Genomic DNA, 21,257 nt, shown 5'->3' on the forward strand with positions numbered 1-21,257 from the left:
ACCGGGACAGTCTGCCGATTGACTCATAATGACGGAATTAAACGACTGTCCCTAATATAATATTTATAGAATAAAAACGGAAATAGGCAACCTAATTTTTTTAAAAAAAGTTGTTGCACAAAGAAATGTGAAGAAGATAAAGGAGGGGTGATTGATTGTCTGTCTGGAGCAGGACCGATTCAGACGGAGAGAGAAGGGGGTGGGGCCGATACTCAAAGGGGGAGTCCCTGTTGGCAGGAATCCCCCTTTGTATCAGTTATTCACGAATCCGCCCAATGAGGTCGGAAGTTGCGGCTCGAACGAGTAGGCTCTGGCAAATTGCCTGATAAAGTCGATTGTCGAGGCCGACGGCTGTTGTTGCGTCTTTGAGCTTCTCACTGTCAGGGTGTCTTTGGGAGTAGAGGTTTTTTTCATAGGCCGAAGTGTTGATGTTTGTATATGGTAAACGTCGTCGGCCTGTGATTTATTATCTGTGAGGTGCTCTTTTTTATTACAGAGTGAGAACAATGTTGTTCTCTTCGGCCATTTTCCGCAGGTTGAGTATGGCATAACGCATCCGCCCCAGTGCGGTGTTGATGCTTACCTGGGTGTGGTCGGCAATCTCTTTGAAGCTCATGTTTTTGTAGTAGCGCATGATGAGAACCTCGCGCTGCGAGTGGGGCAGAGCTTTGATGAGTTTGCGTATGTCGGCCTCGATTTGGTTGTGTACGATGGCGTCTTCGACCGTACCCTCGCTCAGCTCCTTGCGGTTGAAGATGTCCATGGTTTCGTTGTCCGATACGACGTAGTTGTCGGCCTTCTCCTGGCGGAAGAAGTCGATGATGAGATTGTGGGCGATACGCGAAATCCAGGCCGGGAACTTGCCGTTCTCGGTGTAGCGTCCCTGCTTGATGGTCATAATGGCCTTGACAAAGGTCTCCTGAAAGATGTCGTTGGCCAACTCTTTGTCTTTGACAATGTAGAAAATATAGTTGAAAGTACGGGCCTGATGACGCTTGAGCAATACATCAAAAGCTCCATTATTACCTTCGGCATACAGCGCAACCAATTCTTCGTCGGTGCGGTCGAATAAATCGTTCATTACTACCTCTCTTTTTTTTATTCCAGCGTAATGTTTTGTCGATAGGCAATCTTATTTTAGAGTGATTCAATAATTATTATTCGTTGCAAATAAAGATGTTTTTTTTGAAAACGGAAAGCAAAAATAGAATTTTTTTGTGCTATCGTTTCATTTTTAACATAGTTGCCGTGAACAAAATCGGTTTGTTAGCATTGTGTTTCTTCTGTTTTCGAGCCGATTAACGAGACCTTCCTCAGAGCCGGAGGTGAAAAGTCGGGAGCGCATGGGTGCATTATCATAAAAAATAATTACATTTGCAACTCATGGAAAACTAAAAAACAAGAAACTGTTATGAAACCAACTCTTTTTGTATTGGCCGCCGGTATGGGTAGCCGGTATGGGGGCTTGAAGCAACTCGACGGACTGGGCCCCAATGGTGAAACGATTATGGATTATTCGATATTCGACGCTTTGCGTGGGGGATTCGGTAAAGTAGTTTTCGTCATCCGTAAAGATTTCGAACAAGATTTCAGAGAGAAGATTCTTTCCAAATACGAAGGACATATCCCGTGCGAACTGGTGTTCCAGTCGATCAACGACCTGCCCGAGGGCTTTACCTGCCCCGAAGGCCGCACCAAACCGTGGGGTACCAACCACGCCGTGCTCATGGGCAAGGATGTGATTAAAGAGCCGTTTGCCGTCATCAATGCCGACGACTTCTACGGCCGCGAGAGCTTTGCCATCCTGGCCGACTATCTGAAGAATCAGGAGGGTAAGCAAAACGACTATTGCATGGTGGGTTACCGGGTAGGCAACACCTTGTCGGAGAGCGGTACCGTGGCTCGCGGTATCTGCGAGACCAATGCCGCCAAACACTTGACTTCGGTGGTTGAGCGTACGCAAATCGAGCGTCGCGACGGCCGGGTCATGTACAAGGAGGACGACGACAGCTGGACGGCTATCGACGACAATACGCCCGTGTCGATGAACATGTGGGGCTTTACGCCCGATTATTTCAAATACTCCGAAGAGTATTTCGTTAAATTCCTCCAGGAGAATGCCGGCAATATCAAGGCCGAGTTCTTTATCCCGCTGGTAGTCAACGACCTCATCCAATCGGGTAAGGCTACGGTTACGGTACTCGACACGCCGTCGAAGTGGTTTGGGGTGACTTATGCCGCCGATCGTCAGTCGGTTGTCGACAAGATTCAGGCACTGGTCGATGCCGGTGAATATCCTGCCAAGCTCTTCTAATCGAGCGGCTTGACATAAAAGTTTATCAGAAGAGAGAGGTTGTCTCGCGTGAGTGCAACCCCTCTCTCTTTGTCTCTCGGTGGGGTGGGGCAGGATGTTGGGCCCGTGGGGGCTGAATGGAGAATCAGATAGGGATGGGGGCGAATTGGAATAGCCAAACTCTTGAAAACAGTGTTTTCGGTTTGTCTCTGCTCTCGCCTTTCACTATCTTTAGATAAGATAGGATGCGGCTCGGCCAAGCAAATCATGCAAGCATCTTTGCTTGTCGCTCACCTTTCACTATCTTTATAGAAGATAGGATACGGTTCGGGATAAAAAATATCTGAAACGATGTTTCGATATTTTATTCTCCTCTCACCTTTCACTATCTTTGCACGCTGTTTTTGAAATGGTATTTATGAATGCGATTCCACTATTGCCTTATAAGCAACAGGTCGTTTCGTTGCTGAAACTGGGACTCCCCATTGTCGTGGGGCAGTTGGGTATGATTATATTGGGACTGGCCGATACGGTGATGATTGGGCACCACAGCACCGAGGAGCTTGCGGCTGCTGCCTTTGTCAACAACGTATTTAACCTGGCTATTATTTTTGCGACGGGTTTTTCATACGGACTTACCCCTCTGATCGGGATGTTGCAGGGGACCGGCAACGTGCAGGGCATCGGGCGGGTTTTCCGCAATGCCCTCGTGGCTCACACGGCAGTGGCGGTGCTGCTCACGGTTATCATGTATGTAGTCTACTGTTTTGTCGATCGGCTGGGACAGCCGGTGGAGTTGTTGCCTTACATACGGCCCTATTTTGTCTTGCAGCTCATCTCGCTCATTTTCGTGATGCTCTTCAACAGCTTCCGGCAGTTCTCCGAGGGGCTCACCGATACACGCACGCCCATGTGGATTTTGCTGGGGGGCAATGCTCTCAATATCATAGGGAACTATCTGCTCATCTACGGTAGCTTCGGTTGCCCCGAATGGGGGCTGTTCGGTGCCGGCGTGAGTACGCTGGTGTCGCGGGTAGTCATGCTGCTGGTCTTTGTGGGGATGGTGTGGTGGATGCCTCGCTACCGGGCCTATCGGGAGGCGATGCGCCATTCGCGCTTCAACCGCAACGACTTCGTGCAACTCAATGCCCTGGGGTGGCCGCTGGCCTTGCAGATGGGTATGGAGACGGCTGCCTTCTCGCTGAGCGCCATCATGGTGGGTTGGCTGGGCAGTGTGCCATTGGCGGCTCACCAGATTATGATTTCGGTCAGTACGCTGGGCTTTATGATTTATTATGGTATGGGTGCTGCCCTGGCGGTGCGGGTGAGCCACTTTATGGGACAGCGCGATTTCCCCAACCTGCGCCGGGCCGTACATGCCGGGCTGGGCATCATTCTGGTGCTGGCCGTGGCAGCCAGTCTCTTCTTCTACCTGGCTCGGGTGCCTATCGTATACAGTTTCACCGAAGACCCCGCGGTGATGGCTCTTGTGGTGGTGCTCATCTATTCGCTCATCGTCTACCAGTTTGGCGATGCCTTGCAGATTACCTTTGCCAACGCCCTGCGGGGGACGGCCGACGTGAAGCCCATGATGTGGATTGCCTTCGTGGCCTATTTCGTGATAGCCTTGCCGGTAGGATACCTGTGTGGTTTCACGCTCGACGGTGGAGTCGTGGGGGTGTGGGTCGCCTTCCCGGCAGGATTGTTCTCGGCCGGCTTCCTCTTTTGGCTGCGGTTCCGCTACCGCCTGCGTAGATTGATGAAGGAGGGGCAGGTATGAAGCCGGTATCCGACAAAGCCTATCTGCAACAGCTCATCGACGAGGGAGAGCACCAGCAGCAGGATTTCAAGTTCGAAATCTCCGATGCCCGCAAGATAGCCCGCTCGCTGTCGGCCTTTGCCAATACCGACGGCGGCCGGTTGCTCATCGGGGTGAAGGACAACGGCCGCATTGCCGGGGTGCGCTCCGAAGAGGAGATTTACATGATCGAGGCGGCGGCCCGGCTCTACTGCCAGCCGCAGGTCGATATTGCCATGCACACCTATACGGTCGACGGCAAGACGGTGCTCATTGCCGAGATACCCAAGGCTCCGGAGAAACCGATACAGGCCCAGGTGGCTCCCGGCAAATACATGGCTTATGTGCGCATTGCCGACGAGAACATACTGGCTATGGCCGTGCACCTGGCGGTGTGGCGGCAGAAGAACAGCAAGCGCGGGTCGCTTGTGGAGTATACCGAGCGCGAGCAGATGTTGCTCGACTATCTGGCCGAGCATGGCGAGATAACGGTGAGCAAATACAGCCGGTTGGCCCGGCTCTCGTATCGGTCGGCCGTGGAGCATATAGCTCGCTTTGTCCGCTTCGGGTTGCTCGAGGTCTGCTTCGAGCATCACAAGTTTTATTATCGGTTGCGGCAAAGCGAAGAGTGAGGTTGAATAAGCTCGAATGATAACATAAAACGGGGGAGAGTGGTCGCACACCGCTCTCCCCCGCTGTTATAATAACCTTATCTTATTTTACCCTGAATTTCAAACTTTGAGTCTGGCCGTTGGCCCGAATTGTCACGAGGTATATCCCGGGCGTGAGGAAGCGGTCGGGCAGGGGGTAGGTGTAGGTGCCCGGCAGTTCGCGGGTGGTGGTGTAGGCGGTGAGTTGCCGTCCGTCGAGGGTCCACAGCGCGATGTCGGCCGCACCGGTGCGCGACAGGCGGTAGTGCAGCACGGGCGAGCCCTCGGTCGAGATCCAGGCAAAGCGACTCTCGGCAACGGGGGTCGTTACGGCCGAGTTCTCCTTCACGGGGTAGTAGGCCCGCAGGTCTCGCAGGGGTATGGCTACCTCGGACCGGCTGCCGGCGTTGAGCACCAGGCGGATGGCCTGTAGCGTGAGGGGGAAGTCCTCGATGGGATATTCGCCACCCTCTTGGGCAAAGGCCCACGTGATAGTCTGGTCGCCGGTGTGAGAGGGCACATACTCGGGTTGCCAGTAGTTTTTACCCCCTTGGTGGGTGAAGTCGCAACGGATGTGTTTGATGGCGGCCAGCGCCTCGTCCGAGAGGTTGATTTGCAGCGAAATGGAGTCGGGCAGACTGTACAGCCGGTAGCTCTTGCCCAGTTCGACGTAGGGGTTGCGTCCCGCCTTCTGGTCGAACCGCAGCACGGCTCCGTCGCTCCATCCGGCCGGCAGCCCCTCGTGCGTGAGGGTGAGGGTGTTGGCTACGGTCGAGGCGAGGGGGTAGTCGGTGAGGTCGGCAAAGTCTTCGTGTACGAGTGTAGCCGGGGTCACCTCTACCGTTACGTGCAGATTTACCGTGAGGTCACCGAGGGTGCCGGTGAGGGTAGTCTCACCGTTGGCCAAGCCTTTGATTACCCCCTCGTCGATGCGGCAGCACGAGGGGTTGGTCGAGCTCCAGGTGAAAGCTGCCGGGTCGAGCGTATATACCTGGCCGTTGATGCTCCCCTCGAGGTTGATGCGGTAGGGGCGCACACTGTCGATGAGCACTTCGTCGACAGCGATATGAATGCCTTCGACCGGTCGGGTCGATACCGGCAGCTCGGCCGAGATACCGTCCTTTTCGGCAATGATTTTACCCGCCATCACCGTTTCGCCGGCATGGAATACGGCCTCGTCGTCGACCCAACCCAGCTCGGCCGGTTCGCAGCGGAAGGTGAAACCTTCGACGTTACGCTCGACAATATCCTTGTATTGGTTCTGAGCCATGAGGGTGAGCGGTGCCAGCGAGATAATGGGTACGTTCAACTGACTTTTCGAGAAGGTGTAGTGGGCCACCACGCTGTCTTCGGGGGCATTCGATACCACCAGCACGCCGTCCATGACCGGACGCAGCGAGCCGCGCCCCGGCAGGTTGAGCATGGTGTGGTTCACCACGATGGCCGTGGAGCCTCCGCTGTCGAAGTTGACCACGTTCCAGGCGCCGTGGGCCAGCATCCAGTTGGCTATGTCGATGCAGTTGATACCCACGCTGTTCTCCGAGAGTTCGGTGGCTACGAAGTAGACCGTCTTCCCGTCTTGCGACATGCCGGCCATGGTGCGGCACGAGAGCTCGTATTCGCGGCCGTTTTCAAAATCGTTGTATTCGCCCTCGTGCAGTTTCCCCTCGAAGGCGATGCTGGGGTAGCCGTGGAAGGCCTGCAGGATATTCTCGGGCGGGGTGCCGAACTTGCCGGGTATCAGTTTCTGCGAGATAGTGATTTCGCTGCCGACAGCCACACCGGGCAGGGCCTCGCGTTTCGTGTTGCGCAGGAAGAGCACGAAATCGCTCTCGGAGGTTTGCAGCGGCGAGTCCGATACCTCGAGCACCTCGCACGCGGTAGGCTCACCGTTGATAATCCAGTCGCCGAGCGGGCGCAGCTTGATATACCGCCCCTCGGCATCGAGCGTGAGGGCGTTGAGGTTGGTAAAGAGCACGCAGTCGCCGTTGGTGTAGCCGATACCCCAGTTGAACTGGTCGATGGCTACCGACTCGCCGGTAGGCAGCGAGGCCGAGCACTGAGGCACGGGGAAGAATACCGAGGCCGTTTTGTCTTGTGTGATAGCAAAGGTAGAGCGACCGCTGCCCGACGACCAGGAGATGAGGCCGTTGCTGGCGTTGAGCCCGATGCAGATGCCGGCATCATAGCTGAAGAAGTCGTGGTTGAAGGCGGCACACACCTTATGTCCCGGCCGGGTGAGCCGTTTCGACATGTCTTGCACCAGTTCGCGCGAGAGGTCGGGCACGGCGTTGTTCGACTGCACCTGCTCGATGGCATTGTAGGGGTTGGTCATGTCGATGGTGGTAGCCCACAGCGTGAGGGGTACCGATTCGTACCGTATCTTGATGTATTGGATGCCGGGGCCTATTTCGTAGTGTTCCAAGGTATCGGCCACTCCCCAGTCGGGAGCGGCAGCCTGTCCGGCCAGAATACCCATGGCTATCGAGGCAAGGAGAGTAAATCTTTTTCTCATGTGTTTTTATATATTAGTAAGACTTCTGTCGTTGGTCAAGTGTCCGCACAAGGCATGTTATGGGATTGTGCGGCCTGGTACGTCAGCGACTACTGCCTTGTGAGGCAGAACTCTGCACGTATTGACACTAACAAAGATAAAGTGCTTTTTTGGAAATCACTAAATAAATTATCCTAAAATATTGTATCTAAATATTATTTATTGTGATTCATGGGGTAGCTGTATTCGATATGAGAATATAAGTGGAGATGGAGTCGGCCCGGGATAGACAAATTTTTAATTTCCAAAACATGAGAGCTCCATTTTGACAAGATGCTAATGTTTTGTCGTATGGGTATTCCTGGATACCGCATCGGGGTGTGGTATGACGGGGTGTCACCCCGCGCTGCGACGCGGGGTCCAGAAGGAGGGGTGTAGAATAGGAGTCGGTTCGGCATAGCCAAATATCGAAAACTGCGTTTCCGTTTGTCCCTGCCCTCACCTTTCGCTATCTTTGTTACACGAAGATAGGATGCGTCTCAGTATAAAAATCAAGCAAGTTTGTTTTTCTACCTTCGACTTTCACTATTTTTGTCATTGGATTGAGGATTACGATAGTAATGATAAACAATAATACAACAGATTATGAAGAAACTCATTCTTACATTAGGGATATGTTTAGGTTCATTTTCATTTGGATACAGTCAAAGTTCAGATGAAAAAATAGCTGATGCAATGAATAATTCAGACTGGTTTGCATTGGACTCTTTATATCAAACAGAGCCCAGAGATTCAATCAGCGATTTTTTTGAAATATTTTCTCGTTGCCTTATTGGAAATAGGTTGAATCGTCCGGATGTTTCCATTCCTGCCTTTACGGAATTATTCAACACTCAGTCAGAAAATCTTGATTTGGGTAATATGCTCAGTTCGTCCATGATGTTTGCCATGGACTTAAGCAGGACTGGAGATAATGAGGCTGCTGCAAACATGTTATCTTCAACTCTTGGTTCAATACGCTCGTATCTTGATAGTACAACCATTGCAGGGGTTCAGCAATTTATCGATCAATACGAAGCCCTATCTAAATACAATCCATATAAAATCACATTTGAAAATTCGGCAGGGACTATTCCGTTTGAGATTGTACCGGTTGGTCCGGAAAAGAACAATTCGGTATTGATGCATCTAAGAGACAGTTATATAAATGGCGTTGAAGCCGATATTACTTTTGACACAGGCGCAGGAGTAAATATTATTACCGAATCATTAGCCCTTAAATATAATTTAATTCCACTCGAAGCATCCAGTACTGTTGGGGGAGTAGGTATACAAAATGGAAACTATGCAATAGCCAAGGAATTGAAAATTGGAGATATGATTGTTACGGATGTTCCTTTTTATGTCATAAACATAACAACTCATAACGAAGAGGCAGACCAATATATTGACTGTTTCGATATTGTGGTCGGTAGCGAACTGATGTTACAACTCAAAGACCTGACCCTTGATTTTGTCAATCATAAAATTACAGTTCCATCAGCCGCTCCCAAACGAAGCCAAGTGTCTCCAAACATGTGTTTTTCATCCAGTATGAATTTATTGGGCAAGGGTATCGTACACGGTAATAAAATGTTGATGAATATTGATACCGGTGATGCTTCATATGGTTCGTTAGACGAAAGATTCTTTGCGAATAACAAAGAATACATCACTACTCATTGTAAATTGGATACTGTCAGAGGTGCAGGAATTGGAGGTGTGCACATATCGGAGTGTTATCGAATGCAAAACATAGCACTCGAATTGGGAAATAGTCAAGTGTCTGTACCTGAAATGGTTGTTTTGTTGGAAAAGAATACAGACGGTGTATTGTATTCTTATCAATGTAATTTAGGGCTCAGATCGTTGATGTTTTTTGACAAAGTACGATTCAATATGGTCGATTTTGTATTGACGACATTTGAATAGAAACGATAATAATCTATTATGCAGACGAAAGAAAATTATTGTTATCTTCTTTTCGTCTGCATTTCTTTTTGTACTTTTGTATAAACAAGATAGTGATATGAGCGTAATAATTTCTCCGTCGTTGCTGTCGGCCGATTTCGGAAATCTGAACAGCGAGATAGACATGATTAACGAGAGTGCGGCCGATTGGCTGCATATCGACGTGATGGATGGCGTGTTTGTGCCGAACATCTCGTTCGGGTTTCCTGTACTGGAGTTTGTGAACCGTCGGTGCAAAAAGCCGCTCGACGTGCATTTGATGATTGTCGAGCCGCAGAAGTTTATCGCCGAGGTCAAGCAGATAGGGGGCGCCATCATGACGGTGCACTACGAGGCTTGCACGCATCTGCACCGGGTGGTGCAACAGATTCATGCGGCGGGCATGAAGGCGGGGGTTTCGCTGAACCCGCACACGCCGGTGTCGCTGCTCGAGGATATTATCGAGGATGTCGACGTGGTGCTGCTCATGTCGGTCAATCCCGGTTTCGGCGGGCAGAAGTTTATCCCCCGCATTCTCGACAAGGTGCGCGACCTGAAGGCGATGATTGCCCGGCGCAATTCGCACGCCCTCATCGAAATAGACGGCGGCGTGAACCTCGAGACGGGGCGGCAGCTGGTCGAGGCCGGTGCCGATGCGTTGGTGGCCGGCAGCTTCGTGTTCCACTCCGAGGCTCCGCTCGATACCATAGCCCGGCTGAAACAGTTGTAACGAAAAAGAGAACTTGAAAGAGGATAAAGCAGAAGCCCTCGCTTGCACATCGGTTGGCAGGCGAGGGCTTCTCTTTATGCGGATGGTATCGTTATTCCATATAGGCTGTGACGGTTACGGGGTCGGCTCCGACGGTTGCCTCGACGGTAGCGCGTTCGCCCCGGGCGTTTTCATAGACAAAGGTGTAGGTCTGGTCCTTCTTCAACAGGAACTTGAGGGCATCGTTCATGTCCTGCAAGGGACCGGCGGTGCGGCCGCCACCCAGTTGCACACCGTTGCAGAAGACATCGACGTTGGCCTCGACCCGGTCTTCCGATTGGGTGCTATGCTGTTTGTCCTTGTACATGACGAAGGTCACCACGGTGTGGGTATTCTCCCGGGCAATGGTTTGGGTCTGCTGGCCGTAGAGGTCGATATAGCGTTGCGACACGTCGACGGCATGCACGTCGCGCGACTCCTGATTCCAGACCATCGGGAACCAGTCGCCCGTGGGGCGGAACGATACGGCATAGATGGCGTGGATGCGGTCGCCCGGAGTCGACTGTCCGGCATCGGCCATGAACCAGGCGCCGTCGAGGGCAGGGGGGTAGTAGTATTCGGTCGAGTACCAGACCCCGTCGAGCCATACCTCGGTCCAGCTGTGGTTGCCCCGGTTGTCGTGCCAGGCAGCCGTGCCCACGAAGCGGGCCGGGATACCTACCGAGCGCAAGGCATCGACCAGCAGGATGGAGAGACCTGTACACGAGGCCATGCCCTGGCGCATCGATTCCGACGGGCTCTGGTTGGTCTTTTCGCGCAGGGTATTATATTCAACTCCCACTACTTGCGGAATGATGCGGTTGATGGTGTCGAAGGCCGCACGCATATCTTTACAGTCTTTCACCCGAGGGGCAAAGCGCTCGTAGAAATCTTTCCGCCAGGCATCGCGCACCTCGTCGACCGAGGCGTAGGGCAACACTTCGTTGAGGAAAATCGAGTCGGGCAGCGCCTTGGTCCAGGGAAATTCGGCACGGGCACGGCAGGCGTAGGTCACGTTTTCGCGCAGCAGTGCCAGGTCCATGGTGTCGCGGTCGCCCTGGGGCATCCAGGCCAGCAGATAGGCCATGGCTTCCTGTTCGTCGCGGGGTGTCTCCTTGAGTAGAGTGCGCAGGCTGTCGGCTCGGGGCGAATCGTCGAGCACGGTTTCGAGTTGTCGCTGACTGTCGGCCGAGATTCCCGACGAGGTACAGCCTGCAACCGTGCAGGCCAACCCGGCGCACAGCAGCAGGAGGGCATGAGTTTTTTTCATATCGGATGGTTTTTATTGAGTTAATTGATTGAGAATTTCGCGTATCTTGCGTTCGTCGGCGCCCACCGAAGCATATTCGGGGATACCCTCCACACCCCCCATCGAGACGGTGGGGTTGCGGTAGGTCATGCGGCTCTCGATGAGGCAGCGGGCACTGAAGTGCACGGCGTCGACTCCCGCTTGAGCCAGAGTCCGCACGTTCGACGGACTCACGCCGCTGCCGGCCATGATGGCTATGCGGCCGTCGGCCTGACGTACCAGCGAGCGCAGGGTGTCGATACCCTCGCTGACGGTGTTGCGTCCGCCCGAGGTGAGTACCCGGTAGCAGCCGGCGCGCACGAGAGCTTCGAGGGCCTCGGAGGTGTCTCGCACCATGTCGAAGGCCCGGTGGAAGGTAAACTGCATCGAGCCGCAACGCTCTACGAGTCGGGCGGTGCGGGCTTCGTCCACACGGCCGTCGGGGGTGAGGATACCCGCCACGGCACAGTCGGCGCCGCATTCGCGCACGAAATCTATCTCGTCGAGCATCAGGTCGAACTCGTCGTCGGTATAGAAGAAGTCGCCCCCGCGGGGACGAATCATCACACTCAGTTGCAGGTGGGGTATCTGGCGGGCCCTTCGTATGAGGGCCGCCGAGGGGGTGGTGCCCCCTTCGTAGGGCGAGGCGCACAGTTCTACCCGTGTCACGCCGGCGCGGGCTGCCGCCCGACAGGCTTCGAGGGAGAAGGCGCAAAGTTCGGTTTCGATCATGGCGATGGTTTTTGTGTGTTTGTTACAAAGATAGCGAAAGGTGAGCGACAAGCAAAGATGCTTGCATTATTTGCTTGGCCGAACCGCCTCTTTTCTTCTGAAAAGATAGTGAAAGGCGAGGGCAGAGGCAAACCGAAAACGCAGTTTTCAGTATTTGGCTATGCCGGGCCGACTCCTGTCTAAAGATAGTGAAAAGAGAGAGCAGTGACAAACCGAAAACGCAGTTTTCAGTATTTGGCTATGCCGGGCCGACTCCTGTCTTCTAAATTTTGTTGCCGTGTCGGAGAGGTACGACAAAAGCCGCAGCTACGGGTGTTGCCCCGCCAGTCTACGGCTTTTGTACCGGATGGCAAAAGTATCTTTTTTATTTGGTCTTTTTCGTGCCTTTGTAGATGAGGAAGCCCACGATGAATACACAGATGGCGATGAGTATGTAGAGTATCTCGTGGCTGTAGGTCTGCACCTTCAGGATGAGCTCGTCCTCGGGAATGACGGCGTGGAATCCGTATCCGATGGCGGCCAGCACGATGTTCCAGCACATGGCACCCAGCGTGGTGAAGAGGATAAACTTCGAGAACTTCATGCGGGCCAGACCGGCGGGTATGGAGATGAGCTGACGCACGGCCGGGATGAGTCGGCCGATAAGGGTCGATATGCTGCCGTGCTTGTCGAAGTAGCGTTCGGCCGTCTCTACCTTGCCTTGGTCGAGCAGGCACATGTGGCCCACGCGGCTGTTGGCAAACTTGTAGACGAGCGGACGGCCTATCCAGAGGGCCAGGTAGTAGTTTATGATGGCACCTATATCGGCACCGAGGGTACCGAAGAGGATAACCAGATACATATTCAGTTCGCCATAGGCAGCTTTGTAGGCGGCGGGTATAATCACGACTTCGGAGGGGAAGGGGATAAACGAACTCTCGATCATCATAAGGAAAGTGATGGTCCAATAATTGATATTATCGAGACACCACTGTATGAAAGATAACGATTCCATATAAAAAGAGTGTATAGAATTAAAATTTTTGAGACTGCAAAAGTAATATAATTCTGCTTAGAAATGAAAATGTTTGTAAAAATGTAACATAAATGTAATATGGTAATATTACTCTATTGCCGGGGCTTGAAAGATGGTGCGATAGATGGCCGCCTTCTCGGGCAAGGGTTTGGGATAGGCTCGCGAGGAGGAGGGCATGCGGTAGATTCTGAGTGTTCGGTCGTGGTAGACGATTTGGTTGTAGCTACCTATCGGGGGCGGAGTGGCTCCGGTGATGGCACAGAGGGTATCGGTGGCCTTCTGTCCGGTGGTGACGATGGTGTGGCAGCGGGGTATCTGGTCGAGCAGACGGGCCAGGTCGAGCGGCTCGACCACCTCGAGCGTGAGGTCCGAGGCGTTGCCGTTCAGTCTGCGGGCCACGGCCACGGTGTCGCTGATGGCGATGCCCTGTTCGCGCAGAAACGATTCGATGGCCTCGCGGCGGAAGCACTTGTGGGCCGTGTCGACAAAGTGGTCCTTGTCGTCGAAGAAGATAAGGCCGAAGATGCGCCACATGTCGTTGGTATAGTTGGGGTAGAAAAACTCCATCGACCAGCGTTTGCGGGGTGGCGGGAAACTGCCCAGCATCAGGATGCGAGCCTGCGGCGGCAGAAACGGGGCGAGTGGGTGGATTTCGACAGATGCGGTGTCCATAACGGTAAGTTGGGTTTATAGAAACGAGTCGTCCGAATCCATGTCGGTTTTCCAGAAGGCATCCTCGGCTGCATCGTATCGGTAGTTGCCGCTCGGCAGTGAGTCGGCGATGAAATTCTCCTTCTCGAGCAGGTCTGCTTCGTCTTCGAGCAGATAGAATTCGTTGTCGGGGTCGTCGCTCTCGAGGGTGGCTCGATAACCCTCGGGAACCTCGAAGGTCTCGCCGTCGGCTACCTCGATGAGCTGGCGGTCGTATCCCTGTTGAAACATGATGTCATAGGCATCGAAATCTTCATACTCGTCGTATCCCAATTCATCTCTCAACATCTCGAATTCGGGAGTGAGTGCTAACAAGATTGTATCCATGCGTATAGTCTCTTTTCGTCGGGGGCAAAGTTACTTATTTTTACGATTGCTTCAACAATTTGACCCGCCTGTTGTTTTAATTGAAAATAAAACTTATAAATCCTGAGTGTATATGAAAAAATTGTTCTTTTCTTGTGCCTGCGCCCTGTGCCTCGTGGGGGCTCCGGTATATGCTGCCGATGCTGCCGATGCCGCCGACACGCAGGCGACCGAGGCGGTCGAGCAGAGAGGCCGTCAAGTGCCCTCCGAAGTTTCGGATCGTATCGTCTTCCTGTGGGGTGGAAATGCTGCCAACAGTGAGCTGATAGGCATGTTTTACGACACGCGCCAACTCCACTTCCAAGACCCGCGTGCCCCCCGGTTCCTCTTTGTCGACCGCAAGGGCAAGGTGGCTTTCGGTGTGGGTGGTTATGTGAAGGTGACCGCGTCATATGACTTCGACGGAGCCGTGCCCAATCGCGACTTCCTCACTTACGATATTTCCGTGCCCGGCAATCCGGCCGAACGCAACCAGTTCCAGATGGATGCCACCACGTCGCACCTCTTCTTCAAGTTGGTGGGCGACAACTCGGTGTTGGGCAAGTATACGGTCTTTATCGACGGTGACTTCCGGGCGGGACAAAACTACGGCTTCCGGCTCGACCAGGCCTATGTGCAGGCTCGTGGTTTCCTGATAGGTCAGACGTGGAGCACCTTTGTCGATGCTGCTGCGGCGCCTCCTACCATCGACTATGAGGGGCCTACCGGCATGACCAGCGTGCGCAACGTGATGATGCGTTACACGTTCAATATGGGCAAACACTGGCAGATGGCCCTGGCGGCCGAGGCTCCGTCGGTCACCTGCACGCTCGACGGCGACTACAACGCCGCCATCAACCAGCGCATGCCCGATATACCCTTCTATATCCAGTATGGCTGGAACGGCGGTCACGACCACATACGGGCCTCGGGTCTGTTGCGCGGCCTCTCTTACCGCGACCTGGTGGCCCAGCGCAACCGCTCGGTGCTGGGGTGGGCGGTACAGCTCTCGGGTGTCACCCACATTACCCGCAAACTCTCGCTCTACTACCAGGGAGTCTATGGCTATGGCTACGGTGAGTATCTGAACGGATTGAACGATGAGGGCTTCGACCTGATTCCCGACCCCGATACGCAGGGCAAACTCTATGCCCCCGAAACCCTGGGCTATGTGGCCGGTTTGCAATATGCCTTCTCGCCCAAGATCTTCATCTCGGCCTCGTACAGCCAGAGCCGGGTGTACAGCAAGCAGGGGGCACTCTCGCCCGACTCGTATCGCTATGCCCAGTATATCGTGGGCAATGCCTTCTACAACCTCACGAGCGATTGCAGCATAGGCATCGAGTATCTCTATGGCCGACGTTCCAACCTCAATCGCGAGGATGGTCAGGCCAACCGCATCAACACCATGATACGTTATAATTTCTAAGCCAGTACGATAGCTTTTTTTAGCGAAGCCCGTTCTCTCGTTGTTTGCGATAGTTGCGAGAGGGCGGGCTTTTGCTGTCTCCTTTTGAGGCCGATTGGAAATAGGTTTTTCTTGTAAAAAATGTTGCAGGCCGTATAAAAAGTGCTATTTTTGCAAATTGGTTATAATAGACCTTTACTTAAATTAAAAGGAGAAGATGAAGTTTTTGTATCGGGTGTTTATTGCACTTCTTGTTTGGGGAATCACGTCGTGCTCTTCCTCGAAGAATGTACCCTATATGATTGATGTGGAAAATATTCCGTCCGAGGTACTGAATGCCGCTACGCCGCAACCGTCGCCTATTTTGGCGCCGGGCGATATTCTCGACATTTCGGTGATGGCCAAGAACCACGAGGTGGTAATCCCGTTCAACAAGCGGTTGAACCAGGGCGAGGCTTATGTACGAGGCAATACGTCGAAGGCTGTGGAGTATTATCTGGTCGACCAGAACGGCGATATTGAGTTCCCGGTAATCGGTCGCATCCACGTAGCCGGCAAGACCAAGAGCGAGCTGGAACTGATGATTCAAGAGATGCTCTATCCCAAGTATCTGAGCGAGTTGCCCCAGGTGTCGGTGTGGATACAAAACTTCAACATCTCGGTGTTGGGCGATGTAAACCGTCCGGGCATGTTTACCATCGAAAACGAGCGGGTGAGCATTCTCGATGCGATAGCTCTGGCCGGCGACCTGGCCATTACCGGCCGGCGCGACAATGTGCTGCTGGTGAGAGTCAATGCCGACGGAACCAAGTCTATTGCCCGTATCAATCTGAATGACAAAAATCTGATCTCTTCGCCCTATTTCTATTTGCAACAAAACGATGTGCTGTATGTGGAGCCCAACAAGTCGAAAGCCAATTCGGCCGTAGTGGTACCGCCTACGACTACGCTCATATTCAGTGCCACATCTATTTTGCTGACGATTGCTAACTTGATTATTACGGCCTGGAGTATTTCGAAATAACAACTATGGAAGAAGATAAGCAAAAGAATACAGAGGAGAAAAACTCGGAGGAGTCGTTCGACGTCACGGGTTTTCTGCTGGAGTGCTTTGCGCACTGGAAATGGTTTGTCGCCTGTGTGGTGGTGCTGGCTGCGGTAGCGCTCTTCTATTGCTTCAGGCAGACCCCGCTCTACGAGGTGACCTCGGCCGTCTATATTCAAGACAACAAGAGCGACAACGGCAACGTGCTGTTGGAGAGTCTGGGTTTGTCGCCCTACAAAAACAATATCGACAACGAAATCGAGGTATTCCGCTCGAAAAATCAGATAACGGCCGTAGTCGAAGCGCTGGGGTTGTACAAGTCGTATGCGTGGAAATCGTTCATGCGCACCACGCCGCTTTATGGCAATTCGCCGGTCGAGTTTGCGCTCGATTCGATTGACCTGCGAGCAATACAGTCGCCGCTTCAGGTCGAGCTCAAACCGTTGCATGGGGGTAAGTTTCACCTCGAAGCCAAGACTCACACCCTCGATGGTGATAAGGTGATGCTTTGCGACCAGGTTATCGACGGGTTGCCCTATGAGCTGCCGTTTGCCGGCGGTACGGTGCAGTTGCGCTACACGGGCGATACGATTCCCGTGCTGGAGAAGACGCTGTCGATGACCCTCTCCAACCCGCGAAGCGTGAGCAAGGCGATTACCTTGAACCTGACGGTAGCCTTTGCCTCGAAAGATGCAACCATCCTCACCGTGATTTACCGCACCCCGGTCGTTCAGGAGGGTAAGGACTTTGTCAGTACGCTGGTCGACTTCTACAACATCGACGCAGCCAACCTGAAAAATATGGGAAATGAGAAGACTCAGGAGTTTATCGATTCGCGCCTTTCGTCCATCTCGGAAGAGCTGGCCGTTGTCGAGGCGCAAGTCGAGGCTTATCGCAGCCACAACAACCTGATAGACATTTCGACCGAGGCCCAGCTCTACCTCGAGCAGACCGGCTATGCCGATGGTCAACTGGCCGAGTTGGAGTTGCAAAAGAGTCTGGTCGACTATGTCGAAGAGTTCCTGGCCGTCCCCGAAAACGAGTATATGCCTATCCCCGTGCTGGGTATCGACAACGAAGATTTTGCCGCATTGATAAACGAATACAACAAGAGCCTGCAGCAGCGCGAACGGCTGTTGCTCTCCTCGTCGGAGTCGAACCCCGTAGTGGCCGAACTGACTCGCAGTGTCAAAACCCAGCGGGCTCTGTTGCTCAAGGGCATCGAGAGTATCCGCAAGGGGGTCGAAATCAAGAAACGGGATATTTCGAAACAGGACAGACGCCTCGAAGACAAGATTAAGAATGTGCCGGTTTACGAGCGGGAGCTCTCCGACATCATTCGTCAGCAACGTATCAAGGAGAACCTCTATATCTTCCTGCTGGAGAAACGCGAGGAGAACTCCCTGGCCAAGAGCATGGTGGTGCCGGTAGCCCGCATCATCGACGACCCCGACTCGACCAACGAGCCGGTATCGCCCAAGAAGGTGCTGATTCTGTGCGCGGCCGTCCTGTTGGGCTTGCTGATACCGGGCTTTGTCATCTACCTGCGCATGGTCTTCTACCCCGTATTGAAAGACAAGAAGACTCTCGAGCGTCTCACCTCCATACCCATTCTGGCCGAGATTTCGCGCAAGCCTGAGGGCAAGTTCTTCGTGGTCGAGAAGAAGAGTGTGGAGCCCATTGCCGAGCTCTTCCGCTTGGTGCGCAACAACTTGCAGTTTGTACTCACCAGTTCCGACAAGAAGGTGCTGGTCGTCACCTCGTCGGTTATGCACGAAGGTAAGACCTTTATCGCTTCGAACATGGCCCTGAGCTTTGCCATCACCGGCAAACGGGTGCTGCTCATCGGGGTGGATATTCGCCGGCCCCGCCTCTCCGAGAACTTCCACATACCCAATCGCGAGGGTGTTACCACCTATCTGTCGGGCGTTAATACCGACCTGGCTTCGCTCATTCACCCCTCGGGAGTCGATCCTAACCTCGACCTGCTCATGGCCGGTCCCATACCGCCCAACCCCAACGAGCTGTTGATGAGCAAGCGTTTCGACGAAATGATTGACTATGCCCGTGCCCACTACGATTATGTGATACTCGACACGGCTCCGCTGGGTATGGTTTCCGATACCTTCCTGCTGGCGCGTGCCGTCGATATCGTGGTGTATGTGGCTCGTGCCAACTATACCAACAAGGCGGCTATCGAAATGCTGAACGGCTGGATTCGCTCCAAACGCATCGCCGTGCCTACCTATCTCATCTTGAACGATGTGAACATGAAGTCGAAAGCCTACTCTTACCGGCAGTATGGCGGTGGCCGATATGGTTACGGATATGGTTACGCCAACCAGTCGCGCGAGATGTTGCCGTGGTACAAGCGGTTGTTCAAGAAGAAAGATTAAAGGCCGGTAAGGCTGTAAGATAAAGCGGCGGGGGCGGCTCTTGGCAAAGGGACCGCCCTCGTTGTTGTTGGTCGGGGAGGAGAAGAATCACACATTTCCTCCGACAATCACACACTTCTTTTTTCTCCCCCCCTTTTGATAAAACGAGAAACCCTCGAGAGTACCGCAATAACGGTTCTCGAGGGTTTCTTGTTAGGGGTATGTCGGCCCGATGCCGGAGTGTCGAGCAGTAGTGTGTCAGGCTTTGTTGATGCGAGCGGCCATTTCGCGCCCCAGAGCCCGGCAGAGCTCTTTGATTTCGGGGGTGAGACCCTGTTTCATCTCCACGCAGCAAGGCAGAGTCTCCCACTTCATCGACTCGCCGAAGGCGGCCAGATGCTTCACGGCGGCACCGGCCCACGAGAAGGAGCCGAAGTAGCCGAATACCCGGTTTTTGATGTCGCGGGTGGCAATCATGCTGGTGAGCATCTCGACCTCGGGGTAGAGACGATTGGAGTAGGTAGGGCTGCCGATGATGAGACCCTGGTAGCGGAATATGCTTTGGAGAATGAACGAGGGGTCGTCGTGCGATACGTGGTGCATCACGATGTTCTTGACGCCGTTTTCGGCCAGTTCGCGGGCAATCACCTCGGCCATCTGTTCGGTGTGGCCATACATGCTGCCATAGGCAATCACTACACCCGGCTCGGCCTCGTAGCGGCTCAGACGGTCGTAGATGTCGATAACCCTATTCACCTCGTTTTCCCACACGGGACCGTGAGTCGAGCAGATGGTTTTGATTTGGAGGCAGGCCAGCTTCTTCAAGGCTGTTTGTACGGCCGAGCCGTATTTGCCCACGATGTTGGAGTAGTAGCGCACCATCTCGTCCCAATATTTGGCGGTGTTCAGTTGGGTGTCCTTGATGCCGCCGTCGAGAGTCCCGAAGCAGCCGAAGGCGTCGCCCGAGAAGAGCGTTTGGGTTTCGTTGCAATAGGTCATCATGGTCTCAGGCCAGTGTACCATGGGCGTGAGGTAGAAGGTGAGCGAGTGTTTGCCCACGGTGAGGGTATCGCCGTTCTTCACACACAGCGTGTTGTCGTCGATGCCGTAGTAACCCTTCACCATTTCGAGGGTTTTGGCGTTGCCCACGATAGTCATGTGGGGATATTTCTGGCGGATAAACTGGATCGAGGCCGAGTGGTCGGGCTCCATGTGGTTGATGACCAGATAGTCGATTGTGCGGTCTCCGATAATTTCGGCGATGTGGTCCAGCAGACGGTCGGTATAGGCGGCATCGGCCGTATCGACCAGAACATTCTTTTCGTCGGTAATCAGATAGGCGTTGTAGGAAACTCCGTAAGGGAGCGGCCAAAGGTTCTCGAACTTGTGTTTACTGCGGTCGTTGACTCCTACATAGTGTATTCCTTCTGCGATTTCTGTTATCTTCATAATCCAATTAAATTAACCCGATATGATATAAATTCAAACCTAAAAATCAATCCTTTTGTTTAAAAAAGGCCTCAAAAGTAAGAAAAAAAGTGCGAATCTATATGCAAATTAGAATTTATTTTTTTTCTTTGTATAGAGAATCTTAATCGCTGAATCAACTAATTACTAACCAAGGTGCGGAATCGTACCTGAAAAACATTGACATTATGAAAAAGTATTTGGCAGAAATGTTGGGTACCATGGTACTCGTATTGATGGGTTGCGGAAGCGCCGTCTTTGCCGGTAACATAGCCGGTGTTTGCGGTGCAGGTGTAGGAACATTGGGCGTGGCTATGGCCTTCGGCCTTTCGGTAGTAGCCATGGCCTATACCATCGGCGGTATTTCGGGCTGCCACATCAATCCGGCCATCACGTTGGGCGTGTGGCTGTCGAAACGCATGAGCGGGAAGGATGCCGCCATGTATATGATTTTCCAGGTTATCGGAGCCATTATCGGTTCGGCCATCATCTATGCACTGGTGTCGACGGGCGGCTCGTCGGGAGTAACCATGACGGGAGCCAACAGCTTTGGCGAGGGTGAAATGTTGCAAGCCTTCATTGCCGAGACGGTCTTTACCTTTATCTTCGTGCTGGTCGTGCTGGGTGCGACCGACGAGAAACGGGGTGCCGGCAATTTTGCCGGTCTGGCCATTGGTCTGGCACTGGTACTCATTCACATCGTTTGTATTCCCATCACGGGAACTTCGGTCAATCCGGCCCGCAGTATCGCCCCGGCTCTCTTCGAGGGTGGCGTGGCTCTCTCGCAACTGTGGCTCTTCATCGTGGCACCCTTCTTCGGGGCAGCCATTTCGGCCATCGTTTGGCGTGCACTGACCAACGATTGATAAACAGAATCGTATAGATACAGGAAGAGCGGG

Annotated in this window: 18 protein-coding genes; 9 read left to right on the top strand and 9 right to left on the bottom strand. The window is 53.2% G+C overall.

Annotated elements, in window-relative coordinates; all coding sequences use genetic code 11:
• Positions 1 to 252: 252 nt before the first annotated feature.
• Positions 253 to 414, bottom strand: a complete 162-nt coding sequence (locus tag Q1K76_RS11130; RefSeq protein WP_164470573.1) for a hypothetical protein — start codon at positions 412 to 414, stop codon at positions 253 to 255.
• Positions 415 to 490: 76 nt separating this feature from the next.
• Complete coding sequence (locus Q1K76_RS11135; RefSeq protein ID WP_258327087.1) at positions 491 to 1,081, bottom strand: sigma-70 family RNA polymerase sigma factor; 591 nt, start codon at positions 1,079 to 1,081, stop codon at positions 491 to 493.
• A gap of 330 nt (positions 1,082 to 1,411) precedes the next feature.
• Between Q1K76_RS11135 and Q1K76_RS11140 the strand changes: the two genes are divergently transcribed.
• From Q1K76_RS11140 to Q1K76_RS11150, 3 genes are all read left to right on the top strand, one after another.
• On the top strand, positions 1,412 to 2,314 hold the full coding sequence (locus Q1K76_RS11140; RefSeq protein WP_087408367.1) for a nucleotidyltransferase: 903 nt from the start codon (positions 1,412 to 1,414) through the stop codon (positions 2,312 to 2,314).
• Between the two features lie 397 nt (positions 2,315 to 2,711).
• Positions 2,712 to 4,073 carry an MATE family efflux transporter gene (locus Q1K76_RS11145; RefSeq protein ID WP_258327088.1) on the top strand — a complete coding sequence of 454 codons (1,362 nt, stop codon included), beginning with the start codon at positions 2,712 to 2,714 and terminating at the stop codon, positions 4,071 to 4,073.
• Positions 4,070 to 4,723: a helix-turn-helix domain-containing protein gene (locus Q1K76_RS11150; protein ID WP_300133389.1), complete on the top strand. Its 654-nt coding sequence runs from the start codon at positions 4,070 to 4,072 to the stop codon at positions 4,721 to 4,723. The genes Q1K76_RS11145 and Q1K76_RS11150 overlap by 4 nt, the downstream gene beginning before the upstream one ends.
• 82 nt (positions 4,724 to 4,805) lie before the next feature.
• Here Q1K76_RS11150 and Q1K76_RS11155 read toward each other — a convergent pair whose 3' ends face one another.
• Positions 4,806 to 7,256, bottom strand: coding sequence for a phosphodiester glycosidase family protein (locus Q1K76_RS11155; protein WP_300133391.1), 2,451 nt, complete (start codon positions 7,254 to 7,256; stop codon positions 4,806 to 4,808).
• A gap of 624 nt (positions 7,257 to 7,880) precedes the next feature.
• Here Q1K76_RS11155 and Q1K76_RS11160 point away from each other — a divergent pair.
• Together Q1K76_RS11160 and rpe are read left to right on the top strand one after the other, a co-directional pair.
• Positions 7,881 to 9,206, top strand: coding sequence for a retropepsin-like aspartic protease (locus Q1K76_RS11160; protein ID WP_300133394.1), 1,326 nt, complete (start codon positions 7,881 to 7,883; stop codon positions 9,204 to 9,206).
• A gap of 97 nt (positions 9,207 to 9,303) precedes the next feature.
• On the top strand, positions 9,304 to 9,954 hold the full coding sequence (gene rpe / locus Q1K76_RS11165) for a ribulose-phosphate 3-epimerase (protein WP_258327092.1): 651 nt from the start codon (positions 9,304 to 9,306) through the stop codon (positions 9,952 to 9,954).
• 91 nt (positions 9,955 to 10,045) lie between these two features.
• Here rpe and Q1K76_RS11170 read toward each other — a convergent pair whose 3' ends face one another.
• From Q1K76_RS11170 to Q1K76_RS11190, 5 genes are all read right to left on the bottom strand, one after another.
• Complete coding sequence (locus Q1K76_RS11170; protein WP_258327093.1) at positions 10,046 to 11,242, bottom strand: transglutaminase domain-containing protein; 1,197 nt, start codon at positions 11,240 to 11,242, stop codon at positions 10,046 to 10,048.
• Positions 11,243 to 11,254: 12 nt separating this feature from the next.
• Positions 11,255 to 11,989: a copper homeostasis protein CutC gene (locus tag Q1K76_RS11175; RefSeq protein ID WP_087408486.1), complete on the bottom strand. Its 735-nt coding sequence runs from the start codon at positions 11,987 to 11,989 to the stop codon at positions 11,255 to 11,257.
• 367 nt (positions 11,990 to 12,356) lie between these two features.
• The gene (locus Q1K76_RS11180) at positions 12,357 to 12,986 is read right to left on the bottom strand and encodes a DedA family protein (RefSeq protein ID WP_258327095.1); all 630 of its coding nucleotides are present in this window, start codon (positions 12,984 to 12,986) and stop codon (positions 12,357 to 12,359) included.
• Positions 12,987 to 13,094: 108 nt separating this feature from the next.
• A complete protein-coding gene (locus Q1K76_RS11185) occupies positions 13,095 to 13,679 on the bottom strand; it encodes a uracil-DNA glycosylase family protein (protein WP_087408375.1) in 585 nt (194 codons plus the stop codon).
• A 15-nt stretch (positions 13,680 to 13,694) separates the two neighbouring features.
• Positions 13,695 to 14,045, bottom strand: coding sequence for a hypothetical protein (locus Q1K76_RS11190; protein WP_258327096.1), 351 nt, complete (start codon positions 14,043 to 14,045; stop codon positions 13,695 to 13,697).
• Between the two features lie 112 nt (positions 14,046 to 14,157).
• On the opposite strand from Q1K76_RS11190, the gene Q1K76_RS11195 reads away from it, so the two are divergent.
• The 3 genes from Q1K76_RS11195 (at position 14,158) to Q1K76_RS11205 (ending at position 18,912) form a co-directional block, all read left to right on the top strand.
• Positions 14,158 to 15,492: a DcaP family trimeric outer membrane transporter gene (locus tag Q1K76_RS11195; RefSeq protein ID WP_300133400.1), complete on the top strand. Its 1,335-nt coding sequence runs from the start codon at positions 14,158 to 14,160 to the stop codon at positions 15,490 to 15,492.
• A gap of 277 nt (positions 15,493 to 15,769) precedes the next feature.
• Complete coding sequence (locus tag Q1K76_RS11200; RefSeq protein ID WP_158096847.1) at positions 15,770 to 16,495, top strand: polysaccharide biosynthesis/export family protein; 726 nt, start codon at positions 15,770 to 15,772, stop codon at positions 16,493 to 16,495.
• Between the two features lie 5 nt (positions 16,496 to 16,500).
• The gene (locus tag Q1K76_RS11205; protein ID WP_300133403.1) at positions 16,501 to 18,912 is read left to right on the top strand and encodes a tyrosine-protein kinase family protein; all 2,412 of its coding nucleotides are present in this window, start codon (positions 16,501 to 16,503) and stop codon (positions 18,910 to 18,912) included.
• 237 nt (positions 18,913 to 19,149) lie between these two features.
• Here Q1K76_RS11205 and Q1K76_RS11210 read toward each other — a convergent pair whose 3' ends face one another.
• Complete coding sequence (locus Q1K76_RS11210) at positions 19,150 to 20,340, bottom strand: FprA family A-type flavoprotein (RefSeq protein ID WP_087408380.1); 1,191 nt, start codon at positions 20,338 to 20,340, stop codon at positions 19,150 to 19,152.
• Between the two features lie 203 nt (positions 20,341 to 20,543).
• On the opposite strand from Q1K76_RS11210, the gene Q1K76_RS11215 reads away from it, so the two are divergent.
• On the top strand, positions 20,544 to 21,224 hold the full coding sequence (locus Q1K76_RS11215) for an MIP family channel protein (RefSeq protein ID WP_300133444.1): 681 nt from the start codon (positions 20,544 to 20,546) through the stop codon (positions 21,222 to 21,224).
• The last annotated feature ends 33 nt before the right edge of the window (positions 21,225 to 21,257 follow it).

The organism is uncultured Barnesiella sp., assembly GCF_946496565.1.
Classification (GTDB): domain Bacteria; phylum Bacteroidota; class Bacteroidia; order Bacteroidales; family Barnesiellaceae; genus Barnesiella; species Barnesiella merdigallinarum.